The sequence below is a fragment of the Nosocomiicoccus massiliensis genome, assembly GCF_000438455.1.
GTDB classification, from domain to species: Bacteria; Bacillota; Bacilli; order Staphylococcales; family Salinicoccaceae; genus Nosocomiicoccus; species Nosocomiicoccus massiliensis.
Genome location: NZ_CAVG010000015.1, coordinates 1 through 17,043 on the forward strand (window position 1 = coordinate 1; position 17,043 = coordinate 17,043).

The 17,043-nt window shown below is 36.9% G+C and carries 20 protein-coding genes; 17 read left to right on the forward strand and 3 right to left on the reverse strand.

All coding sequences use genetic code 11. The features are described 5' to 3' along the window. Window positions 1-337 precede the first annotated feature (337 nt). The 16 genes from TJ68_RS00470 (at window position 338) to TJ68_RS00545 (ending at window position 13,666) form a co-directional block, all read left to right on the forward strand. Window positions 338-1,429 (forward strand): ABC transporter ATP-binding protein, encoded by a 1,092-nt coding sequence (locus tag TJ68_RS00470; protein WP_040928158.1) that lies wholly within the window; start codon window positions 338-340, stop codon window positions 1,427-1,429. Then, complete coding sequence (locus TJ68_RS08740) at window positions 1,419-2,966, forward strand: glycine betaine ABC transporter substrate-binding protein (protein ID WP_040928159.1); 1,548 nt, start codon at window positions 1,419-1,421, stop codon at window positions 2,964-2,966. Before TJ68_RS00470 ends, TJ68_RS08740 begins: the two co-directional genes overlap by 11 nt. Window positions 2,967-2,976: 10 nt before the next feature. Further along, the gene (locus TJ68_RS00480; RefSeq protein WP_040928160.1) at window positions 2,977-4,179 is read left to right on the forward strand and encodes an Orn/Lys/Arg family decarboxylase; all 1,203 of its coding nucleotides are present in this window, start codon (window positions 2,977-2,979) and stop codon (window positions 4,177-4,179) included. 1 nt (window position 4,180) lies between these two features. Continuing rightward, window positions 4,181-4,807, forward strand: coding sequence for a dTMP kinase (tmk, locus tag TJ68_RS00485; RefSeq protein WP_040928161.1), 627 nt, complete (start codon window positions 4,181-4,183; stop codon window positions 4,805-4,807). Between the two features lie 2 nt (window positions 4,808-4,809). Next, window positions 4,810-5,139 carry a cyclic-di-AMP receptor gene (locus TJ68_RS00490; protein ID WP_040928162.1) on the forward strand — a complete coding sequence of 110 codons (330 nt, stop codon included), beginning with the start codon at window positions 4,810-4,812 and terminating at the stop codon, window positions 5,137-5,139. 2 nt (window positions 5,140-5,141) lie between these two features. Beyond that, window positions 5,142-6,035: a hypothetical protein gene (locus tag TJ68_RS00495; RefSeq protein WP_052327223.1), complete on the forward strand. Its 894-nt coding sequence runs from the start codon at window positions 5,142-5,144 to the stop codon at window positions 6,033-6,035. A gap of 7 nt (window positions 6,036-6,042) precedes the next feature. Continuing rightward, window positions 6,043-6,849, forward strand: a complete 807-nt coding sequence (locus TJ68_RS00500) for a PSP1 domain-containing protein (RefSeq protein WP_040928163.1) — start codon at window positions 6,043-6,045, stop codon at window positions 6,847-6,849. 2 nt (window positions 6,850-6,851) lie between these two features. Then, window positions 6,852-7,172: an initiation-control protein YabA gene (locus TJ68_RS00505; protein WP_040928164.1), complete on the forward strand. Its 321-nt coding sequence runs from the start codon at window positions 6,852-6,854 to the stop codon at window positions 7,170-7,172. Between the two features lie 43 nt (window positions 7,173-7,215). Then, window positions 7,216-7,944 carry a tRNA1(Val) (adenine(37)-N6)-methyltransferase gene (locus TJ68_RS00510; protein ID WP_040928165.1) on the forward strand — a complete coding sequence of 243 codons (729 nt, stop codon included), beginning with the start codon at window positions 7,216-7,218 and terminating at the stop codon, window positions 7,942-7,944. Then, window positions 7,937-8,191 carry a GIY-YIG nuclease family protein gene (locus TJ68_RS00515; protein WP_040928166.1) on the forward strand — a complete coding sequence of 85 codons (255 nt, stop codon included), beginning with the start codon at window positions 7,937-7,939 and terminating at the stop codon, window positions 8,189-8,191. The genes TJ68_RS00510 and TJ68_RS00515 overlap by 8 nt, the downstream gene beginning before the upstream one ends. Further along, complete coding sequence (rsmI, locus tag TJ68_RS00520; RefSeq protein WP_040928167.1) at window positions 8,188-9,009, forward strand: 16S rRNA (cytidine(1402)-2'-O)-methyltransferase; 822 nt, start codon at window positions 8,188-8,190, stop codon at window positions 9,007-9,009. The genes TJ68_RS00515 and rsmI overlap by 4 nt, the downstream gene beginning before the upstream one ends. A 24-nt stretch (window positions 9,010-9,033) precedes the next feature. Then, entirely contained in the window at window positions 9,034-11,004 is a 1,971-nt protein-coding gene (gene metG, locus TJ68_RS00525; RefSeq protein WP_040928168.1) for a methionine--tRNA ligase, read from the forward strand. 15 nt (window positions 11,005-11,019) lie between these two features. Continuing rightward, window positions 11,020-11,787, forward strand: a complete 768-nt coding sequence (locus tag TJ68_RS00530) for a TatD family hydrolase (protein WP_040928169.1) — start codon at window positions 11,020-11,022, stop codon at window positions 11,785-11,787. A gap of 45 nt (window positions 11,788-11,832) precedes the next feature. Beyond that, complete coding sequence (gene rnmV, locus TJ68_RS00535; RefSeq protein WP_238315996.1) at window positions 11,833-12,381, forward strand: ribonuclease M5; 549 nt, start codon at window positions 11,833-11,835, stop codon at window positions 12,379-12,381. Beyond that, a complete protein-coding gene (gene rsmA / locus TJ68_RS00540; RefSeq protein ID WP_040928176.1) occupies window positions 12,381-13,268 on the forward strand; it encodes a 16S rRNA (adenine(1518)-N(6)/adenine(1519)-N(6))-dimethyltransferase RsmA in 888 nt (295 codons plus the stop codon). Before rnmV ends, rsmA begins: the two co-directional genes overlap by 1 nt. Before the next feature lie 110 nt (window positions 13,269-13,378). Next, window positions 13,379-13,666: a Veg family protein gene (locus tag TJ68_RS00545; protein ID WP_040928170.1), complete on the forward strand. Its 288-nt coding sequence runs from the start codon at window positions 13,379-13,381 to the stop codon at window positions 13,664-13,666. A 42-nt stretch (window positions 13,667-13,708) separates the two neighbouring features. On the opposite strand, the gene TJ68_RS00550 is transcribed toward TJ68_RS00545, so the two are convergent. Both TJ68_RS00550 and TJ68_RS00555 read right to left on the reverse strand, forming a co-directional pair. Then, window positions 13,709-13,891 (reverse strand): hypothetical protein, encoded by a 183-nt coding sequence (locus TJ68_RS00550; protein WP_040928171.1) that lies wholly within the window; start codon window positions 13,889-13,891, stop codon window positions 13,709-13,711. 42 nt (window positions 13,892-13,933) lie between these two features. Continuing rightward, the gene (locus tag TJ68_RS00555; protein WP_040928172.1) at window positions 13,934-14,860 is read right to left on the reverse strand and encodes a nucleoside hydrolase; all 927 of its coding nucleotides are present in this window, start codon (window positions 14,858-14,860) and stop codon (window positions 13,934-13,936) included. Window positions 14,861-15,043: 183 nt separating this feature from the next. On the opposite strand from TJ68_RS00555, the gene rbsK reads away from it, so the two are divergent. After that, entirely contained in the window at window positions 15,044-15,943 is a 900-nt protein-coding gene (gene rbsK, locus TJ68_RS00560; RefSeq protein WP_187364850.1) for a ribokinase, read from the forward strand. A gap of 92 nt (window positions 15,944-16,035) precedes the next feature. Here rbsK and TJ68_RS00565 read toward each other — a convergent pair whose 3' ends face one another. After that, window positions 16,036-16,806: a putative hydro-lyase gene (locus tag TJ68_RS00565; protein WP_040928173.1), complete on the reverse strand. Its 771-nt coding sequence runs from the start codon at window positions 16,804-16,806 to the stop codon at window positions 16,036-16,038. Window positions 16,807-17,043: the final 237 nt, after the last annotated feature.

Here is a 17,043-nt window from a genome sequence, read left to right on the forward strand (position 1 = left end):
CCTTTTATAAATTATAACTTATATTGAGTGGTGGATTATCTTCGGATTTTATTTATTTAACGCAAAATTGATTTGCGTTAAATAGTACTTCGTTATGTTAACGATTACTCGATTTGTGTTAACGTATTGCTTTCTCTTTTTACGCAAAACGGTTTTATATTAAAATAAAGAATACTTTTTTATATAAAATCTCTTTACGTTAATATCTTTTGATTAATTTGACAATTAATTTATTCCTTCATTCATTCTTTATCACTACTATCCCCTTCTTTTGAATTTGCCTTATAGAATATCTATAATGAACCGTATACCTTTAGAAAGTGCACAGGAGATTACTATGATTTCATTTAGAAACGTAACAAAAACATACGGTGATTTTTTAGCCGTTGATCATATAAATTTTGATATACAGTCGAATGAGTTGTTTGTCATCATTGGTCCATCTGGTAGCGGAAAGACTACTACGATGGAAATGATTAACCGTTTAACAGAAATGACAGAAGGTGACATATATATAGATGATAAAAACATCAAAGACATTAATAAAGTTGAATTGAGACGTTCAATTGGTTACGTCATTCAAGATATCGGACTCATGCCACATATGACAATTAGCGATAATGTAAGTCTAGTCAACCGTTTAAAAGGTGAAAAGAAAGATGAGAATCGTATCGATGAGTTACTAAGACTAGTGAATATGGATGAGAGTTTTAAAGAGCGTTATCCTGAAGAATTATCCGGTGGTCAACAACAACGTATCGGCGTTATTCGTGCGTTATATTCTGATCCAAACATTATATTAATGGATGAGGCGTTCTCTGCTTTAGATCCTGTGACAAGAAGCGAACTACAGGATGAATTAATTCATTTACAAGAGACAATTAAGAAAACAATTGTATTTGTCACTCACGATATGGATGAGGCATTAAAAATAGCAGACCGTATCGCTGTAATGAATGATGGTAAAATTGAGCAAATTGGTACGCCAGAAGAGTTAATTTTTAATCCGAATAATACATTTGTTCAAAAATTTATTGGTGAAGAGCGTCAACGAAAATATATAATGGAGCATTTTATAGTAAAAGATTTTACTAATAAAGAGTATCCAATAGTTTTAGATGATTCAAAAGCTAAAATTATTTCACTGATGAAAGGTCAACGTATCAATAAAATACCAGTAAAAATTGAAGAGCAATACTATGCATATGATTTATTTCGATTACTAGAAGATGATTTGGAAGTTGAAGATGTTGTTTTGTTAGATGAAAATACAGACTTTAATACGGCAATGAATATAATCAGTGCGAATAAAGGGAAGCTACATATTGTTGTAGATGAAATGAATAACTATACCGGTGTCTTGGATATTCAAAAATTATTTAGTATGTTAAGCACTGACAGTAAGCGTGGTGAAGCGTATGTGGAATGAATTTTACAATGTTTTAACGACGAGATCGTCCGAGCTTTTAAATTTAATTCAGCAACATATTGAAATTTCAATGCTCTCTCTATTAATAGCGATTGTGATTGCAGTGCCAACCGGCATATTACTCACACGTACGCCAAAATTTGCGGGTCCAATTATTGGGATCGCATCGATATTCCAAACGATTCCGAGTCTTGCGTTACTCGTATTCATGGTGCCGCTTATGGGTACTGGGAAATGGCCAGCGATTGTTGCTTTAACAATTTATGGGCTATTACCGATCCTTAGAAATACGTATATCGGTATTGAAAACGTGAATCAATCCACAATCCGTGCAGGTGTTGGTATGGGCATGACGAATTTACAGCAGCTCTTTATCGTCGAGATTCCACTTGCGACACGTGTCATTATGGGTGGAATTCGAACAGCAACTGTACTCGTCGTTGGTGTAGCGACTGTTGCAGGTTTAATAGGTGCAGGTGGTCTTGGTGATTTTATATTTAGGGGACTTTCAACAAATAATACAGGACTTATTTTAGCAGGTGCGATTCCAGCAGCAGTCATTGCGTTATTATTTGATCTTTTACTGAAATATGTTGAGAATTATTCAGCACCAGGTAGAAAAAAAGGAAGTATATTCAGCAAAGTTGTGTTCTTTAGTATCATCGGTGTTTTATTAGTTATTATGAGTTTTGGAGTTGTAAAAACAATACTCTCTTCTGATGATATGGTCATTAGTGGTAAAGCCGATACCGAACAAGAAATTTTAGTCTATGCATATAAAGAACTGATTGAAAGAAATACAGATATAAAGGTTCGTAAAGAGTCATACATTACCGGGACTTCAAACTTAGTAGAAGGTATGAATAACGGACAATACGACATGTACGTTGAATATACAGGGACAGCACTCGTCGACATTTTAAAAGAGGACGACTTTGAATATGAGACGCCTGAAGAAGTGTACGAACACGTTAAACAGCGTTATGAAGAAGATATGAATTCTGAATGGCTCGAAACGATTGGCTTTAACAATACTTACGCAGTCGCAATGCGTAAAGATGATGTAGAAGAAAACGATATTGAAACACTGTCTGATTTACGTAAAGTATCTAGAGACTTAAGATTTGGTGGATCGGCAGAATTCCAAGAACGTAGTGACGGGTTCATTGGTCTAGAAGAGCTTTATGGTTTAGAGTTTAAACAAGTTGAAACACTAGATTCAGGTATCGTTTATGAGTCGCTTCGTACGAATAACATTGACGTTGCAGACGTATACGCAACAGATGCGAGAATTGAGGCGTTTGATTTAAAAGTAATAGAAGACGATAAAAATCTATTCCCACCATATTACGCGGCACCTGTTGTAAATAAAGAACTTCTTAAAAAACATCCAGAGCTTAGAGATATTTTAAATTCATTTGCAGGTAAGATCGATGACGACAGAATGCGTGAATTAAATAAACGTGTCGACATCGACGGTAAAACTGAAAAAGAAGTTGCGATGGAGTTATTAAGAGAAGAAGGCTTAATTGATTAGAGGTAATTAAATGAAATTACAAGATGCATTAAAACAAGTAAGCACTGGTATTTCAATGCACGTTCCTGGCCATAAAAATAATACGATTGGTTTTTTATCTGACATTAAAATCGATTATGACTTAACGGAAGTTCCAGGATTAGATAATTTACATGAACCTGAAGACGTACTAAAAGAATTAAATGACACACTTGGCACTCCGTATAATAGATACGCTCAACTCGTTGTCAATGGTTCTACGACGGGGATGTTAGCATCAGTACACGCATTAAATAATAAAAGTAATGACTTTTTCTATATTGGTGACGCTCATAAATCTTTATATAATGGGCTTTCGTTGTTAGATAAGACACCTCTAGAATTTCGTTTGAGTCACATGAAAAAAGGAGACGTCGTCGTTATAACGTCTCCGACTTATTATGGTGACGTGTTAGATGTTAAAGATACGATTACTGATGTTAAACAGCGTGGAGGTTACGTCATTGTGGATGAAGCACATGGTGCGCATTTGAGTATGACAGAAAACTTTCCATCTTCACTTATCGAAAGTGACGCTGATGTCGTGATTCAGTCGTATCATAAAATGTTGCCGAGTTTAACAGGCGCATCTGTCACGTTTGTTAAAGATAAATCAATTCATGATCGTATGATGCACTATATTAATATATTTGAAACGTCGTCTCCGAACTATTTAGTGATGGCATCAATTGAAAGTGCACAACGCTTTTATAATACATTTGATGATCATATATTTTTTAAAAAGCGTGAACAGTTAATTCATCATTTAAAACAGTTTGATATATCAGTTGAAACTGTCGATGATCCTGCAAAGATTGTATTAAACAAAGAGGGTCAATCCCCATATGATTTAGAACGTAGTCTTAGAGACGTTAACATTTATAGCGAAATGGTGAGTGAGCGCGGAGTGCTTTGGTGCTTACCGTTATGGCATGATAACGACCGTTATCCGTTTGAACAATTAGTTGAAGCGATTAGGAATTTAACAGTTAAGGAGTTAGATGAAACAACGATCGACATTTCTGAACTCCACGGTAAACGTGCAGTTGAAACAATCACGCCGTATCCGCCAGGCGTTCCGTTAATTTTAGCTGGTGAAGTGATTGATATTAATCGATTGGATGAATTTGTTAAGAAAAATGTTAAAATAGAAGGACTAAGGAAAAACTTAGAGTATTATAATATAGAGGTATAACATGGGTATCTTCATTACGTTTGAGGGGCCAGAAGGGTCCGGAAAATCAACGATAATACAAGGTGTGAACAATTATCTTTCAAAACAATATGAAACGCTTGTCACGCGTGAACCGGGCGGCATTCCGTTAAGCGAGTCGATACGAGACTTATTGTTAGACGAAACGTATCATATGGATGGACATACAGAAGCACTACTATTTGCAGCGAGTAGACGTGTTCATTTAGTTGAAAAGATACTTCCTGCCTTAAATCATGGTAAAATTGTATTATGCGATCGATTTATAGATAGTAGTCTGGCGTATCAAGGTTACGCAAGAGGGTTAGGGTTTGATCCGATATTTCAAATTAACACATTTGCAATCGATACACATATGCCGGATTTAACGATTTACTTAAAACTCGATCCAAAAATTGGGTTATTACGTAAAAAAGATAATGACGTTGAACATAACCGTCTAGACAACGAAGAGATAGACTTTCATGAACGTGTAGTTATGGGATATAATAAGTTATCAGAACAGTATCCAGAGCGCATTAAAACGATTGATGCAAATCAAGACATAGACGCTGTATTACACGATACGATTGATGCAATCGAACAATTTATAAAATCTAGAGGTGAATAGTCATGAAAATGGTAATTGCGATCGTTCAAGATCACGACAGTCAAAGACTTTCAGATAAATTAACGAAAAATAATTTTAGAAACACGAAACTCGCTTCAACAGGGGGCTTTTTACGTTCAGGTAACACGACATTCCTTTGTGGTGTTCAAGATGAGCGCGTCGATGAGTTATTAAACGTTATCGATGACACATGCGGAAACCGCGAACAAACAGTTGCCCCAGTAACTCCGATGGGTGGAAACGCAGATTCATATATTCCGTATCCAGTAGAAGTAGAAGTAGGCGGAGCGACAGTATTCGTCCTACCGATTGAACAATTTGAAAGATTTTAAGTATGGTCGATATTTCTCATACGTTAAATAAAATCATCGAAAATAATAAGCTCAGTCATACGTATTTATTTGAAAGTGACTCTTTAGAGACGTTAAAATCCGTATCTATGGAATTCGCAATAAAAATCCTTTCAGATGATACGCGCAGCAAATCAATGATTGAATCGCTGAATCATCCAGATTTTTATTATTTACAAACAGATGCAGCGACAATTAAAAAAGAAGACGTTCAAGACGTCATGTATCAAATGAGTCAAAAACCGGTGCAATCAAACTTTAAAGTATATATTATTGAAGCGTTTGAAAAGCTAACGGTTCAAGCAGAAAATAGTCTGTTAAAGTTTTTAGAAGAACCACCGAAAAATACGATTGCGATATTGCTTACGACAGATAAGAGTAATATATTACCGACGACCCTTTCAAGAAGTCAGTATATGTATATACCGAGAAGGAAAGATGAAACAATCGAAGCGTTATCTCATCTTTCTGAGGGGCTACAACAAATCGTCAGTCAGTACGGACTTGATTATCATCACATCATTGAACTTGAAGATCGATTTCCAAAAATTGTAACGGAATCAAAAAAAGTTGCTGAGCTGTGGCTGAAAAAAGACGCACGCGCGTTAATCCGTTTGACGTCTCTCGTAGAACTATGTAAAGAACGTAAAGATTATTTCTTAGTGTTAACGTTATTAGATGGTATGATGCGTGAAGCGATGTATGACGTATTACAAATTGAGCAGTCGAAACTATTTAACATTGAACTAACGAACTTAGTCAATGTGATTCAATTGACAAGAAACTTAGAAAAGATAGAAGAAGCAAATAAAATGCTGAACTTTAATGTAAACAATATGCTCGTTTTGGAGAGCATGATTATTAGCTCGAAAGGTTGAGCGTGTTATGCTGACAGTAGTTAAAGCAACACTTTTAAAATATAACGAAATAGTATTTATTGAAGTAAAAAACGGTGAACAACTAAAATATGATGACATCATCGTCGCAGAGACGAGGCACGGTAAATTTTTACACAAAGTCCTTCAAGAAAATATAACCGTCATAGAGGAAAATATCGTCGAGCCAGACGGTTGTTTTATCCGTCTAGCGACAGACGAAGACTTTGAAAATGATGCGCTAAATGATAGAGAAGCAGAAGCGGCATTACAGTTTTGTAGAGACGCTGTTAAAGATGAAAAACTTGGTATGCATTTAATTACGTCGAAGTATTCTTTAGATAAAGAAAAACTTATATTTTTCTTTACGGCAGATGAACGTGTCGATTTTAGATCGCTCGTACGTATTCTTGCTCAAGAATTTAAAACGCGTATTGAGTTAAGACAAGTCGGTCTACGAGAAAAGGCGCGTTATCTTGGTGGCGTAGGCCCATGTGGCTATAGTCACTGTTGTTCGACTTATTTAGGTAGCTTTGAACCGGTGTCAATACAAATGGCGAAAAACCAAGACTTATCACTCACGCCAGTTAAAATATCTGGAGCGTGTGGTCGTTTAATGTGCTGTTTAAGTTACGAGAATGATCATTACGAATCTGCACGTAAAAGGTTGCCAGATGTCGGTGAGTTTATCTACACACCGAAAGGCAAAGTTGAGGTTATCGGTTTAAATATATTAGAACTACAAATCCGCACGAAAGATAAAGATAACTATATTTACGAATTTAGTTTAGACGAATTAGAAGCAAATGAGGTGTAGTAATGCGAGATGAGCTATTTGATCATATTCTCAAAATGGAAAAGCACCTTGAAACGATGAATGCTGAATTCGATGAGTTAAAGACACGAACAGTAAAGTTGTTAGAAGAAAATGTTCGTTTAGAAATGGAAAATAACAACTTTAAACAATTGTTAATAGAGACAACGGCGGACAAAGAGAAGCCAGAACGCGAATCATTTAAAAGCAATACGTTACAAAGTATGTATGATGAAGGTTTTCACGTCTGTAACGTATCGTTTGGGACACATCGTCACGGTGAAAAATGTCTCTTCTGCCAAGAAATTTTAACTCGAGACTTATAAAAGCAGCGAAATGCTGCTTTTATTTTATGGGGAGATATGATTTATGTTAAAAGAAAACGAACGTTTAGATGAGTTATATCGTGAGAATATGCAAATTATTCAAAGTGAAGAAACGTTTAGCTTTTCTATTGATGCGTTATTACTTGCAAACTTTGTCCACGTTACAAAGCGCGTTAAAACAATCGCAGATTTTTGTACAGGAAATGGGATTATTCCGTTACTTTTATCTTATAAAACGAAAAAGCCAATTACCGGAATCGAAGTCCAGGAAAGACTTGTCGATATGGCTAAGCGTTCAATAGAATTAAACGATAAAAGCACACAGATAGAGATTGAGCACCTCGATTTAAATGATGTAAAATTAAAGTACAACCACTCAGTGTTTGATTTAATTACAGTAAATCCACCGTACTTTAAAAACAATCAGCCGACGCATCGTTTGACGCATCACGAAATCGCACGCAGTGAAGTTTTAATTGATTTAAAAGGGATTATTGAAGCGGCACGTTACCTCATTAACAATAAAGGTAAATTTTATATGGTGCACCGTGCAGAACGTGTGCATGAAATTATCTCATTATTACATGAACATAATTTTACAGTATCAAAACTACAATTTGTTTATAGTAAACGAACGAATGAGACTGCACACTTTGTGCTCGTTGAATCGATATTTAACAGTACCGCGCTCGTAAAAGTGTTACCGCCACTTTATATTTACGATGAAAACGGCACGTACACAAAAGAAGTGGAAGAGATATATTATGGGTAAACATCATATCTATATCGCACAATGTAGTGACGGCACGTATTACACGGGATATGCAGTCGACGTCGATGCACGTATCGACGTACATAATAGTGGTAAAGGTGCGAAATACACACGCGCAAGACGACCGGTCACTTTAAAATATACAGAGTGTTTTAAAACGAAAAGTGAAGCGTTAAAACGAGAATATGAGATTAAACAATTCACGCGTGTACAAAAAGAAGCTTTAATGTCTGAGGTGAAACGATGAATTTATACATTGTAGGGACACCGATTGGTAACTTAGAAGATGCGAGTTTTAGACAAATTGATACGCTAAAAAAAGTCGATGTAATTTTAGCTGAAGATACGCGAATGACGATCAAATTATTGAATCATTTTGATATCGATACACCGTTAAAAAGTTATCATGATTTTAACAAAGAAACAGCGACAAAAGATATAATAGAAAAGATGAAAGACGGCACGGTATTCGCACTCGTGAGTGATGCAGGGATGCCTATCATATCTGATCCAGGATATGAACTCGTTAAAAGTATGCAAGAGGAAGATTTAAAATATACAGTCATTCCAGCGGCGAGCGCATTTCAGCAAGCAATTGTATTATCTGGTATCGAATCATTTGAATTCACATACTTCGGATTTTTACCAAAGTCTAATAGGAAACGAAAAGAAAAGTTAGAAGAAATTCTAACTCACGATAAAACATCCGTCTTATATGAGTCGCCATATCGTGTGAAACAACTCATCGACGATATTTATAAATTCGATGAAAATAGAGTTGTTTCAATCTCTCGAGAAATCACGAAAAAATTCGAACAAACGGTGACAGACTCAGCTAAAAACGTTAAAGAAATGCTCGCGTCACACATCCCTTTAAAGGGCGAATTTGTTATAGTAATAGAAGGGTATATTGACGATTCAGTTGAAGAATTTGATATGGATATAAACACACATGTCGATATGCTAATTGAAAGAGGATTAAAACCAAAAGCCGCCATTAAAGAAGTGGCAAAATTACGTAAATTAAAAACACAAGACGTATATGATACGTATCATAGAAATTAATAAATGAAGACAGAGGAGATTTCCATGACGAAAGAAACATTTTATATTACGACGCCAATTTACTATCCGAGTGGTCAGCTGCACATCGGTAACTCGTATACAACAATCGCAACAGATGTTCTTGCACGCTATAAGCGTCTACAAGGATACGACGTGCACTACTTAACAGGTACAGATGAGCATGGTCAAAAAATTGAAACGAAAGCAAAAAGCTTAAATGAATCACCAAAAGAGTATCTCGATGGTATGGTAAAAGATATTAAAGAGCTGTGGGAATTACTAGACATTACAAATGATCAGTTTATCCGTACGACAGATGAGTACCATAAAAAAGCAGTTCAAGATATTTTTGAGCAACTGTTAGAGCAAGGTGATATTTATCTTGGAGAGTATGAAGGTTGGTATTCAGTTTCAGACGAAGAATACTTTACAGAAACACAACTCGCTGAAGTGTATAAAGATGAAGACGGCAATGTAATTGGTGGTAAAGCGCCGAGCGGTCACGAAGTTGAACGTGTAAAAGAAGAAAGTTATTTCTTTAAGATGAGTAAGTATGCGGATCAGCTATTAGAATATTATGATAAAAACCCAGAGTTCATTTTACCGTTATCAAGAAAACATGAAATGATCAATAACTTTATTAAGCCAGGACTCGAAGACTTAGCTGTAACGCGTACGTCATTTAGCTGGGGAATACCAGTGCGTTCAAACCCGAAACACGTCATTTACGTATGGATTGACGCACTTGCAAACTACATTACAGCACTCGGGTATAAAAGTGATGACCCGTCTAACTTTGAAAAATATTGGCCGGCAAACGTTCAAATGATTGGTAAAGAAATCGTACGTTTCCACGCGATTTACTGGCCGATTATGTTACTTGCTCTAGATCTTCCATTACCTAAACGTATCTTTGGTCACGGCTGGTTACTGATGAAAGACGGTAAAATGTCTAAGTCTAAAGGGAACGTCGTGTATCCAGGTATGCTCGTTGAGCGCTTTGGACTCGATGCAGTACGTTACTACTTAATGCGTGAAGTGCCATTTGGTTCTGACGGAGTATTTACACCTGAAGCATTCGTTGACCGTATGAACTACGATTTAGCGAACGATTTAGGAAACTTAGTGAACCGTACAGTATCGATGATTAACAAATACTTCGGTGGAGAAGTTCCGGAGTATAACGGTGCACAAAACGACTTTGATGCTGACTTAGAACGCACAGTAAAAGAAAGCATTGAAAAGTATGAACATTCAATGGACGATTTACAGTTTAACCGCGCACTTGAAGCGATATGGACAATTGTCAGCCGTACGAACAAATATATCGATGAAACAACACCATGGATTTTAGCACGTGAAGAAAAAACAGAAGCACTTGGTAACGTGATGGTTCATCTCGCTGAAAATATCCGTATTATCGGTATTTTAACGCAACCATTCTTAACGAGAGGTTCTAAAAAGATTTTTGAACAACTCGGATTGACTGAAGAAATCCAAACGGAGTACAACACAATTTACACATATGGACAAGTTGCATTTAGCTCACCAGTAGTAAAAAAAGCAACGCCAATTTATCCAAGACTCGAAGTTGAAGAAGAAGTTCAGTTTATTAAAGAAGAGATGGCAAAGACTGCTCCAGTAGCGACTAAAGAAGACGTTGAACAAGTCGAAGAAATTTCGATTGATGACTTCGATAAAGTCGAAATTAAAGTCGCAACAATCGTAAACGCGTCAGAACATCCAAAAGCAGATAAATTACTAAAGATTCAAGTCGATCTTGGAAACGAAGAACGTCAAATCGTGTCAGGTATACGCGAACATTATGAAGCGGATGAAATTATCGGTAAAAAAGTACTCGTCGTGACGAACTTAAAACCTGTGAAACTTCGCGGGGAACTGTCTCAAGGAATGATTCTTACAGCAGAAAAAGATGCACGATTAACGCTCGTCTCTGTACCAAACGGTATAGAAAACGGAAGCATTGTAAAGTAATTAAGGAGTGATACGATGCTAATTGATACACACGTTCACTTAAACGCAGATCAATATGAAGGTGAAGTTGATGCGGTAATAGAACGCGCAAAAGAAAACGGCGTAGAAAAATTCGTCGTTATCGGGTTTGACCGTAAAACAATTGAGCGTACGATGGAATTAATCGAAGCATATGACGAAGTGTACGGCGTTATCGGATGGCATCCAGTCGACGCAATTGATTGTACGGATAAGGATTTAGAGTGGATTGAGTCATTATCCAACCACGAAAAAATTGTCGCTATCGGCGAAATCGGACTCGACTATCACTGGGATAAGTCACCAAAAGACGTTCAAAAAGAAGTATTTATTAAACAAATTGAACTCGCAAAGCGTGTGAATTTACCGATTGTCATCCACAATAGAGATGCAGATGAAGACACGATAGACATATTAGAAGCGCACGATGCAAAATCAGTCGGCGGTATTATGCATTCATTTCATAACGGTACCGATGAACAGATCGACCGTGTGTTAAATATGGGCTTTTACGTATCACTTGCTGGTGTTATCACGTTTAAAAACGTGAAGCGTCCGAAAGAAGTGGCGCAATATGTGCCACTCGACAGATTACTCGTCGAAACAGACGCACCGTATTTAACACCCCATCCATTTAGAGGCAAACGTAACGAGCCAAAACTCGTTCGACTCGTCGCAGAAGAAATCGCACAGCTTCGTGGAATTTCTGTAGAAGAAGTCGAAAAGGCAACGACAGAAAATGCAAAGAGAATATATAACATTTAAATAGGGGCTATCATGCCCCTGTTTTTCTTAAAAGGAAGAATTACAGTGAAACCATACATACGAGAAGTCATTATCGTTGAAGGGCGAGACGACACACGTCGTTTAAATGAGGTGTTTGATTGTGAAACTATTGAAACGAACGGATCAGCAATTAACAAGCGAACACTCGACGAAATCGAAGTCGCATTAAATACACGTGGTGCAATTATATTTACAGATCCAGATTATCCTGGACAAAAAATTCGAAATACGATACTCGAACGATTCCCAAATATTAAAGAGGCGTTCATCAGTCGTAACAAAGCCAAAAACAAACGTGGGAAAATCGGTGTTGAAAATGCTTCGCCAGAAGATTTAAAAGATGCGCTAAAAAGAGTCGTGACGAGTGCTAAAACTGAAGTCGAAACGATAACAAAAAGTGATATGATCGACTTACAGTTATCCGGGCAACCAGATTCTAAAAAAAGGCGCCATCACGTGGCAGAGAAGTTAAATATTGGATACGCGAATGCAAATAGTATGCGTCAAAAATTTAACCGATACAACATTCAAAAAGAGTCGATTTTAGACGCTTTAAAAGATTATAAGGAATGATAGAGATGAAAGACATCGCAACAATTGGTCGTACAAAAGAGATCGTTGAAAAGTATAACTTTAGCACGAAAAAAAGTTTAGGACAGAATTTTTTAATCGATAGAAATATTATTCAAGAAGTTTTAAAAAAAGCGAGAATTAACGACGACATCGGTGTGATTGAAGTTGGTCCAGGGATTGGATCACTGACTGAACAGCTTGCAAAAGTGGCTAAAAAAGTCGTCGCATTTGAAATCGACGATCGCCTGATTCCAGTGCTTAACGACACGTTAAGTCCATATGACAACATTAAAATCATCCATGAAGACGTCTTACAAGCAGATATTGAAAAAGTAATTAAAGAAGAATTCACTGACGTTAAGGAAGTCATTGTCGTCGCAAACTTACCGTATTATATTACGACACCGATTCTTATGAACTTTTTAATGCATCATAAAGAAATTTCACGCTTTTACACGATGATGCAAAAAGAAGTCGGAGAACGTCTTAGTGCGTCACCAAGCAGCAAGAGTTATGGTTCTTTATCGATTGCGATTCAGTACTATACAGAAGCTAAAATCATTCAAAACGTACCAAAAACAGTGTTTATGCCACCACCAAACGTTGACTCAATCGTCGTAGAACTCGTGAGACACGAAAATCCTCCTGTCAAAGTAGACGATGAAGAGACATTTTTCAAACTGACACGTGGAGCGTTCGTCATGAGAAGAAAGACGATATACAATAACTATCAAAGCTTATTTAAAGACGGTAAGAAGAAGAAAGAAGACATATTAGCGATGTTAGAAGCCGCTGAAATTGATCCGAAAAGACGCGGTGAAAGCTTGTCAATACAAGAATACGCACGTATTTATGAAAGCTTCAAAAATAGTAATCTTAAATTTTAACAAATATGAATCTCAATGTATAGTCTAAACCTGTATCTTTTTTAAAATAAATTGACTAAATTGTGAAAAAATGGTACAATAAGATAAGTAAAGATAAGGGTGGATGAACTATGGCAAAGACATTGAGAGATATAAGAGGAATCTTAGAAGACGAAGTAGGAAATCCAGTATTACTTGAAGCACAAGGTGGTAGACGAACAATCGTAAGACGAAAAGGTGTGTTAAGAGAAACACATCCAGCAATCTTCATCGTCGAGCTCGATCCAGAAAAACATAATTTTGAATGTGTATCATATTCATACTCAGACATCTTGACTAAACATGTAGAGGTCACAGTTTTCAATGAGGACAAGACAGAGAAGCTTGTATTGATTGAAGACGAAGAAGTGGCAAACTAAATACTTAAATTATAGAACTGCACATCAGTGATGTGCAGTTTTTTATTTGAACTTGTTGCTCATGAGGATGCTGCTCCAGATACCATGTCCAATCAGCAGTGCACCGCAAAGTGCAACAGAATAAGCAAGCTTTCCCTCAGAAAGATAGAAGCCGTAAACTGATAAGTGAATTCCAAGACCAATAAGTAAAAATAAGTTGTAGAAAGGGAATGTTTTCCACTCCATAAAAACACTTCCTTTTATCATGCTAACTTGTGATTTAGTTTTTTAGTTAAAGCTTTTTAAAATATGTATAAACTCGTCCCAGAACGCATCTTGATTGACTCCGATCGCAAATGTTGCGTTCTCTTTTTTACCTGTAGTCTTCAACAAGTCGACGACTGTCATGCCGTACGTCGCTTCGCCTTTAGTTTCAATCGTAATGTTGACGTCTTTTAAATCGAATAACTCTGGATGAATTAAATACATTGACGTACATGCGTCATGTATTGGACCGCCATTAATTCCAAAGTAATCTTTATACATCTGTCCGAAAAAAATCAGTAACTTTTTTACAAATTGTGCAACGTCGTTTTCAATAGGTGAAACGCACTCGATAATATCTTCTGTCGCAATGACTTGGTGCGTGACGTCTAGTCCGAATACTGTCACCGGAATTCCACTTGTAAAGACTACTTCTGCTGCTTCAGCATCGACATAAATATTGAACTCTGCTGCTGGCGTCCAGTTTCCAAATGTACCGCCACCCATTAATACGATTTCCTCAATATTGTCTTTTATCGTTGGCTCTTTAATGAGCGCCATTGCAATATTCGTTAAAGGTCCTGTAGGTACGAGTGTAATCTTTTCATCGCTTTCTTTTACAGTTTGAATGATAAAATCAACTGCATGCATGTCTTCTGCTCGTCTAGATGGTTCAGGCAAGACCGGACCGTCCATACCGGAATTTCCATGAATTTCTGTCGCAATTTCAATCGGTTTCACAAGTGGTCGCGACTGTCCTTTATACACAGGCACGTCTAAATCTAATAGCTCCAACACTTTCAGTGCATTTTCAGTGTTTTTTTCTACCTCGACGTTTCCTCCGACTGTCGTAATTCCTCGGATATTTAGTTTATCGCGACTCGCCGCTGCAATAATGATGTTAATCGCATCATCGTGTCCAGGATCACAATCTAATATAATATGTCTCATCGTTATTCTCCCTGCTTATTTTCTTTGATTATATCAGATGAAGAGTGTTTCAAGAACTGATATTATAGTTTTTAAGATGCTTGTATTAATGAATACATATACCTATCGACTTTTAATTGTTTGTTTTATACTGTTAGAATTATATAAACGAAGAAAATTTGTAAAAGCTAAGGATGATAATCAATGACGATTCCAAAGATTACGGTCGTTGGGAGTTTGAATATGGATCTCGTCGTAACGACAGATATCGTGCCGAAAACGGGAGAGACGGTTATTGGTAATGATTTTGTGACGACGTGTGGCGGTAAAGGTGCCAACCAAGCAGTAGCAGCGAGAGAACTCGGAAGTGACGTGAGGTTTATCGGAAGAATTGGCGACGACGTTTACGGTAAAGAGATTCTAGAAAACTTTAAGTCGCGCAACATTACAATTGTAGATGAAACACCTGTTAAAAACGTATCGACAGGGCTTGCGTGTATTACACTTGCAGACAAAGACAACTCGATTATTATCGTGCCTGGTGCGAACGCACACGTAACACCTGAATTTTTAGAAGTACATAAAGATAAAGTAATCGACAGTGATTACGTGTTAACACAACTAGAAATTCCAATCGAAACAGTTGATTATCTCGCGACAATTTGTAAAGAAAACGATGTGCCGTTAATAGTGAATCCAGCACCAGCAACGGCACTCACGGACAACATTTTAGACGCATGTACATACATCACACCGAACAAAATCGAGCTGGAGCAATTAAAGTCCTATCACCCAAATTTAATGGATGATTATATCGAAAAAATTATCGTGACGAACGGTGCGAATGGTTGTTTTTATTATGAAGATAAAAAAGAAGTAAGCATCGGAAGTTTTAAAGCAGAAGTCGTCGATACGACAGGAGCAGGAGACACTTTTAACGGGGCACTTGTAAGTGAACTTGCACGCGGGAAAAGCTTAAACGAAAGTTTACGATTTGCGAACGCATCAGGTGCACTGAGTGTTATGAAATTCGGCGCGCAAAGTGGTATGCCAACACGCGAGGAAGTTATAGCAATATTAGAAGAAGTAGAGCATAACAACTAAATCCATTATAAAAAACACGAGTCCTATTTGAATTCTCGAACGGTTGGTTTTGATAGCCAAACTGATAGAAGTTTCAAAATAGGACTCATTTTTTATTCTTCTTTAAATGCCTCGTTATTAATGTCAGTAATAAACATATACCCTGGTTTATGGCTAATCATAATCGAAGGTTTTGCTTGTAAAATCGCATTTTGTGGAGTGACTCCGCATCCCCAAAATACTGGAACTTCATCGTCTGAAATATCGATCGAATCACCGTAATCAGGTTTTGTGATATCTTCGATACCAATTGCACGTGGATCTCCGACATGAACCGGCCCTCCGTGCATATTTTTAAACTGAGATGTAATTTCGATTGCTTTATCGACTAGATTCTTTTTAATCGGACGCATTGAAACGACCATATTACCATGGAAAATACCTGCACGTTCTGTTGGGATGTTTGTTTTATACATCGCGACGTTTTTATGTTGTTCAATATGCTTCAGCGAGATATCACCTTTCATTAACGCGTCTTCGAATGTAAAACTACAGCCGATTAAAAAGGAAACAAAATCATCTTGCCAAATGTCTGTTACGTCTTCGACAGTGTCGACGAGCGTTCCGTTCTTATAAATATTATAAAACGGAATATCAGTACGAATATCAGAATCCTTCGCGAAGCGGCTGTTATACTTACCATCTTCGAGCACTTCAATAATCGGAATGGGTGTTGGATTGCGAAGTGCATATAGTAAAAAATCAAATGCGTACACTTTAGGCAGGACAACAAGATTCGCCTGCACGTTATCATTTGCTAAGCCAGACGTCGTATTCTTATGTCGTCCATTTCGAATCTGTTTACGAATTTCATAAGCATCCATAATATCTCTCCTCGATCAAAATGTTACTTATAGTTTACAGGAGTTTTGTAGAGATAGGGGTTTTTTGGGGTTGTGAGGGTATTTTATCCTTAAAAGAGCAATTAGGAAATTTTGAAAAATTATATTTAACAAAATTTTAGTGATTTTGTTAGAAATCCGGATATATTTAACATATTTCATTCGAGCCGATCGATTTTTGTTAAATATAATTTTTTATCTAACAAAAACGAGGCTGGA

Bases quoted from the DNA above. Each gene is read 5' to 3' on its own strand.
- TJ68_RS00530 (WP_040928169.1), top strand. From the start codon at position 11,020: ATGCTAATTGATACACACGTTCACTTAAACGCAGATCAATATGAAGGT.
- metG (WP_040928168.1), top strand. From the start codon at position 9,034: ATGACGAAAGAAACATTTTATATTACGACGCCAATTTACTATCCGAGT.
- TJ68_RS00500 (WP_040928163.1), top strand. From the start codon at position 6,043: ATGCTGACAGTAGTTAAAGCAACACTTTTAAAATATAACGAAATAGTA.
- rbsK (WP_187364850.1), top strand. From the start codon at position 15,044: ATGACGATTCCAAAGATTACGGTCGTTGGGAGTTTGAATATGGATCTC.
- TJ68_RS00545 (WP_040928170.1), top strand. From the start codon at position 13,379: ATGGCAAAGACATTGAGAGATATAAGAGGAATCTTAGAAGACGAAGTA.
- TJ68_RS00480 (WP_040928160.1), top strand. From the start codon at position 2,977: ATGAAATTACAAGATGCATTAAAACAAGTAAGCACTGGTATTTCAATG.
- TJ68_RS00555 (WP_040928172.1), bottom strand. From the start codon at position 14,860: ATGAGACATATTATATTAGATTGTGATCCTGGACACGATGATGCGATT.
- TJ68_RS00550 (WP_040928171.1), bottom strand. From the start codon at position 13,891: ATGGAGTGGAAAACATTCCCTTTCTACAACTTATTTTTACTTATTGGT.
- TJ68_RS00565 (WP_040928173.1), bottom strand. From the start codon at position 16,806: ATGGATGCTTATGAAATTCGTAAACAGATTCGAAATGGACGACATAAG.
- TJ68_RS08740 (WP_040928159.1), top strand. From the start codon at position 1,419: ATGTGGAATGAATTTTACAATGTTTTAACGACGAGATCGTCCGAGCTT.
- TJ68_RS00515 (WP_040928166.1), top strand. From the start codon at position 7,937: ATGGGTAAACATCATATCTATATCGCACAATGTAGTGACGGCACGTAT.
- TJ68_RS00510 (WP_040928165.1), top strand. From the start codon at position 7,216: ATGTTAAAAGAAAACGAACGTTTAGATGAGTTATATCGTGAGAATATG.
- tmk (WP_040928161.1), top strand. From the start codon at position 4,181: ATGGGTATCTTCATTACGTTTGAGGGGCCAGAAGGGTCCGGAAAATCA.
- TJ68_RS00495 (WP_052327223.1), top strand. From the start codon at position 5,142: ATGGTCGATATTTCTCATACGTTAAATAAAATCATCGAAAATAATAAG.
- TJ68_RS00505 (WP_040928164.1), top strand. From the start codon at position 6,852: ATGCGAGATGAGCTATTTGATCATATTCTCAAAATGGAAAAGCACCTT.
- rsmI (WP_040928167.1), top strand. From the start codon at position 8,188: ATGAATTTATACATTGTAGGGACACCGATTGGTAACTTAGAAGATGCG.
- TJ68_RS00490 (WP_040928162.1), top strand. From the start codon at position 4,810: ATGAAAATGGTAATTGCGATCGTTCAAGATCACGACAGTCAAAGACTT.
- TJ68_RS00470 (WP_040928158.1), top strand. From the start codon at position 338: ATGATTTCATTTAGAAACGTAACAAAAACATACGGTGATTTTTTAGCC.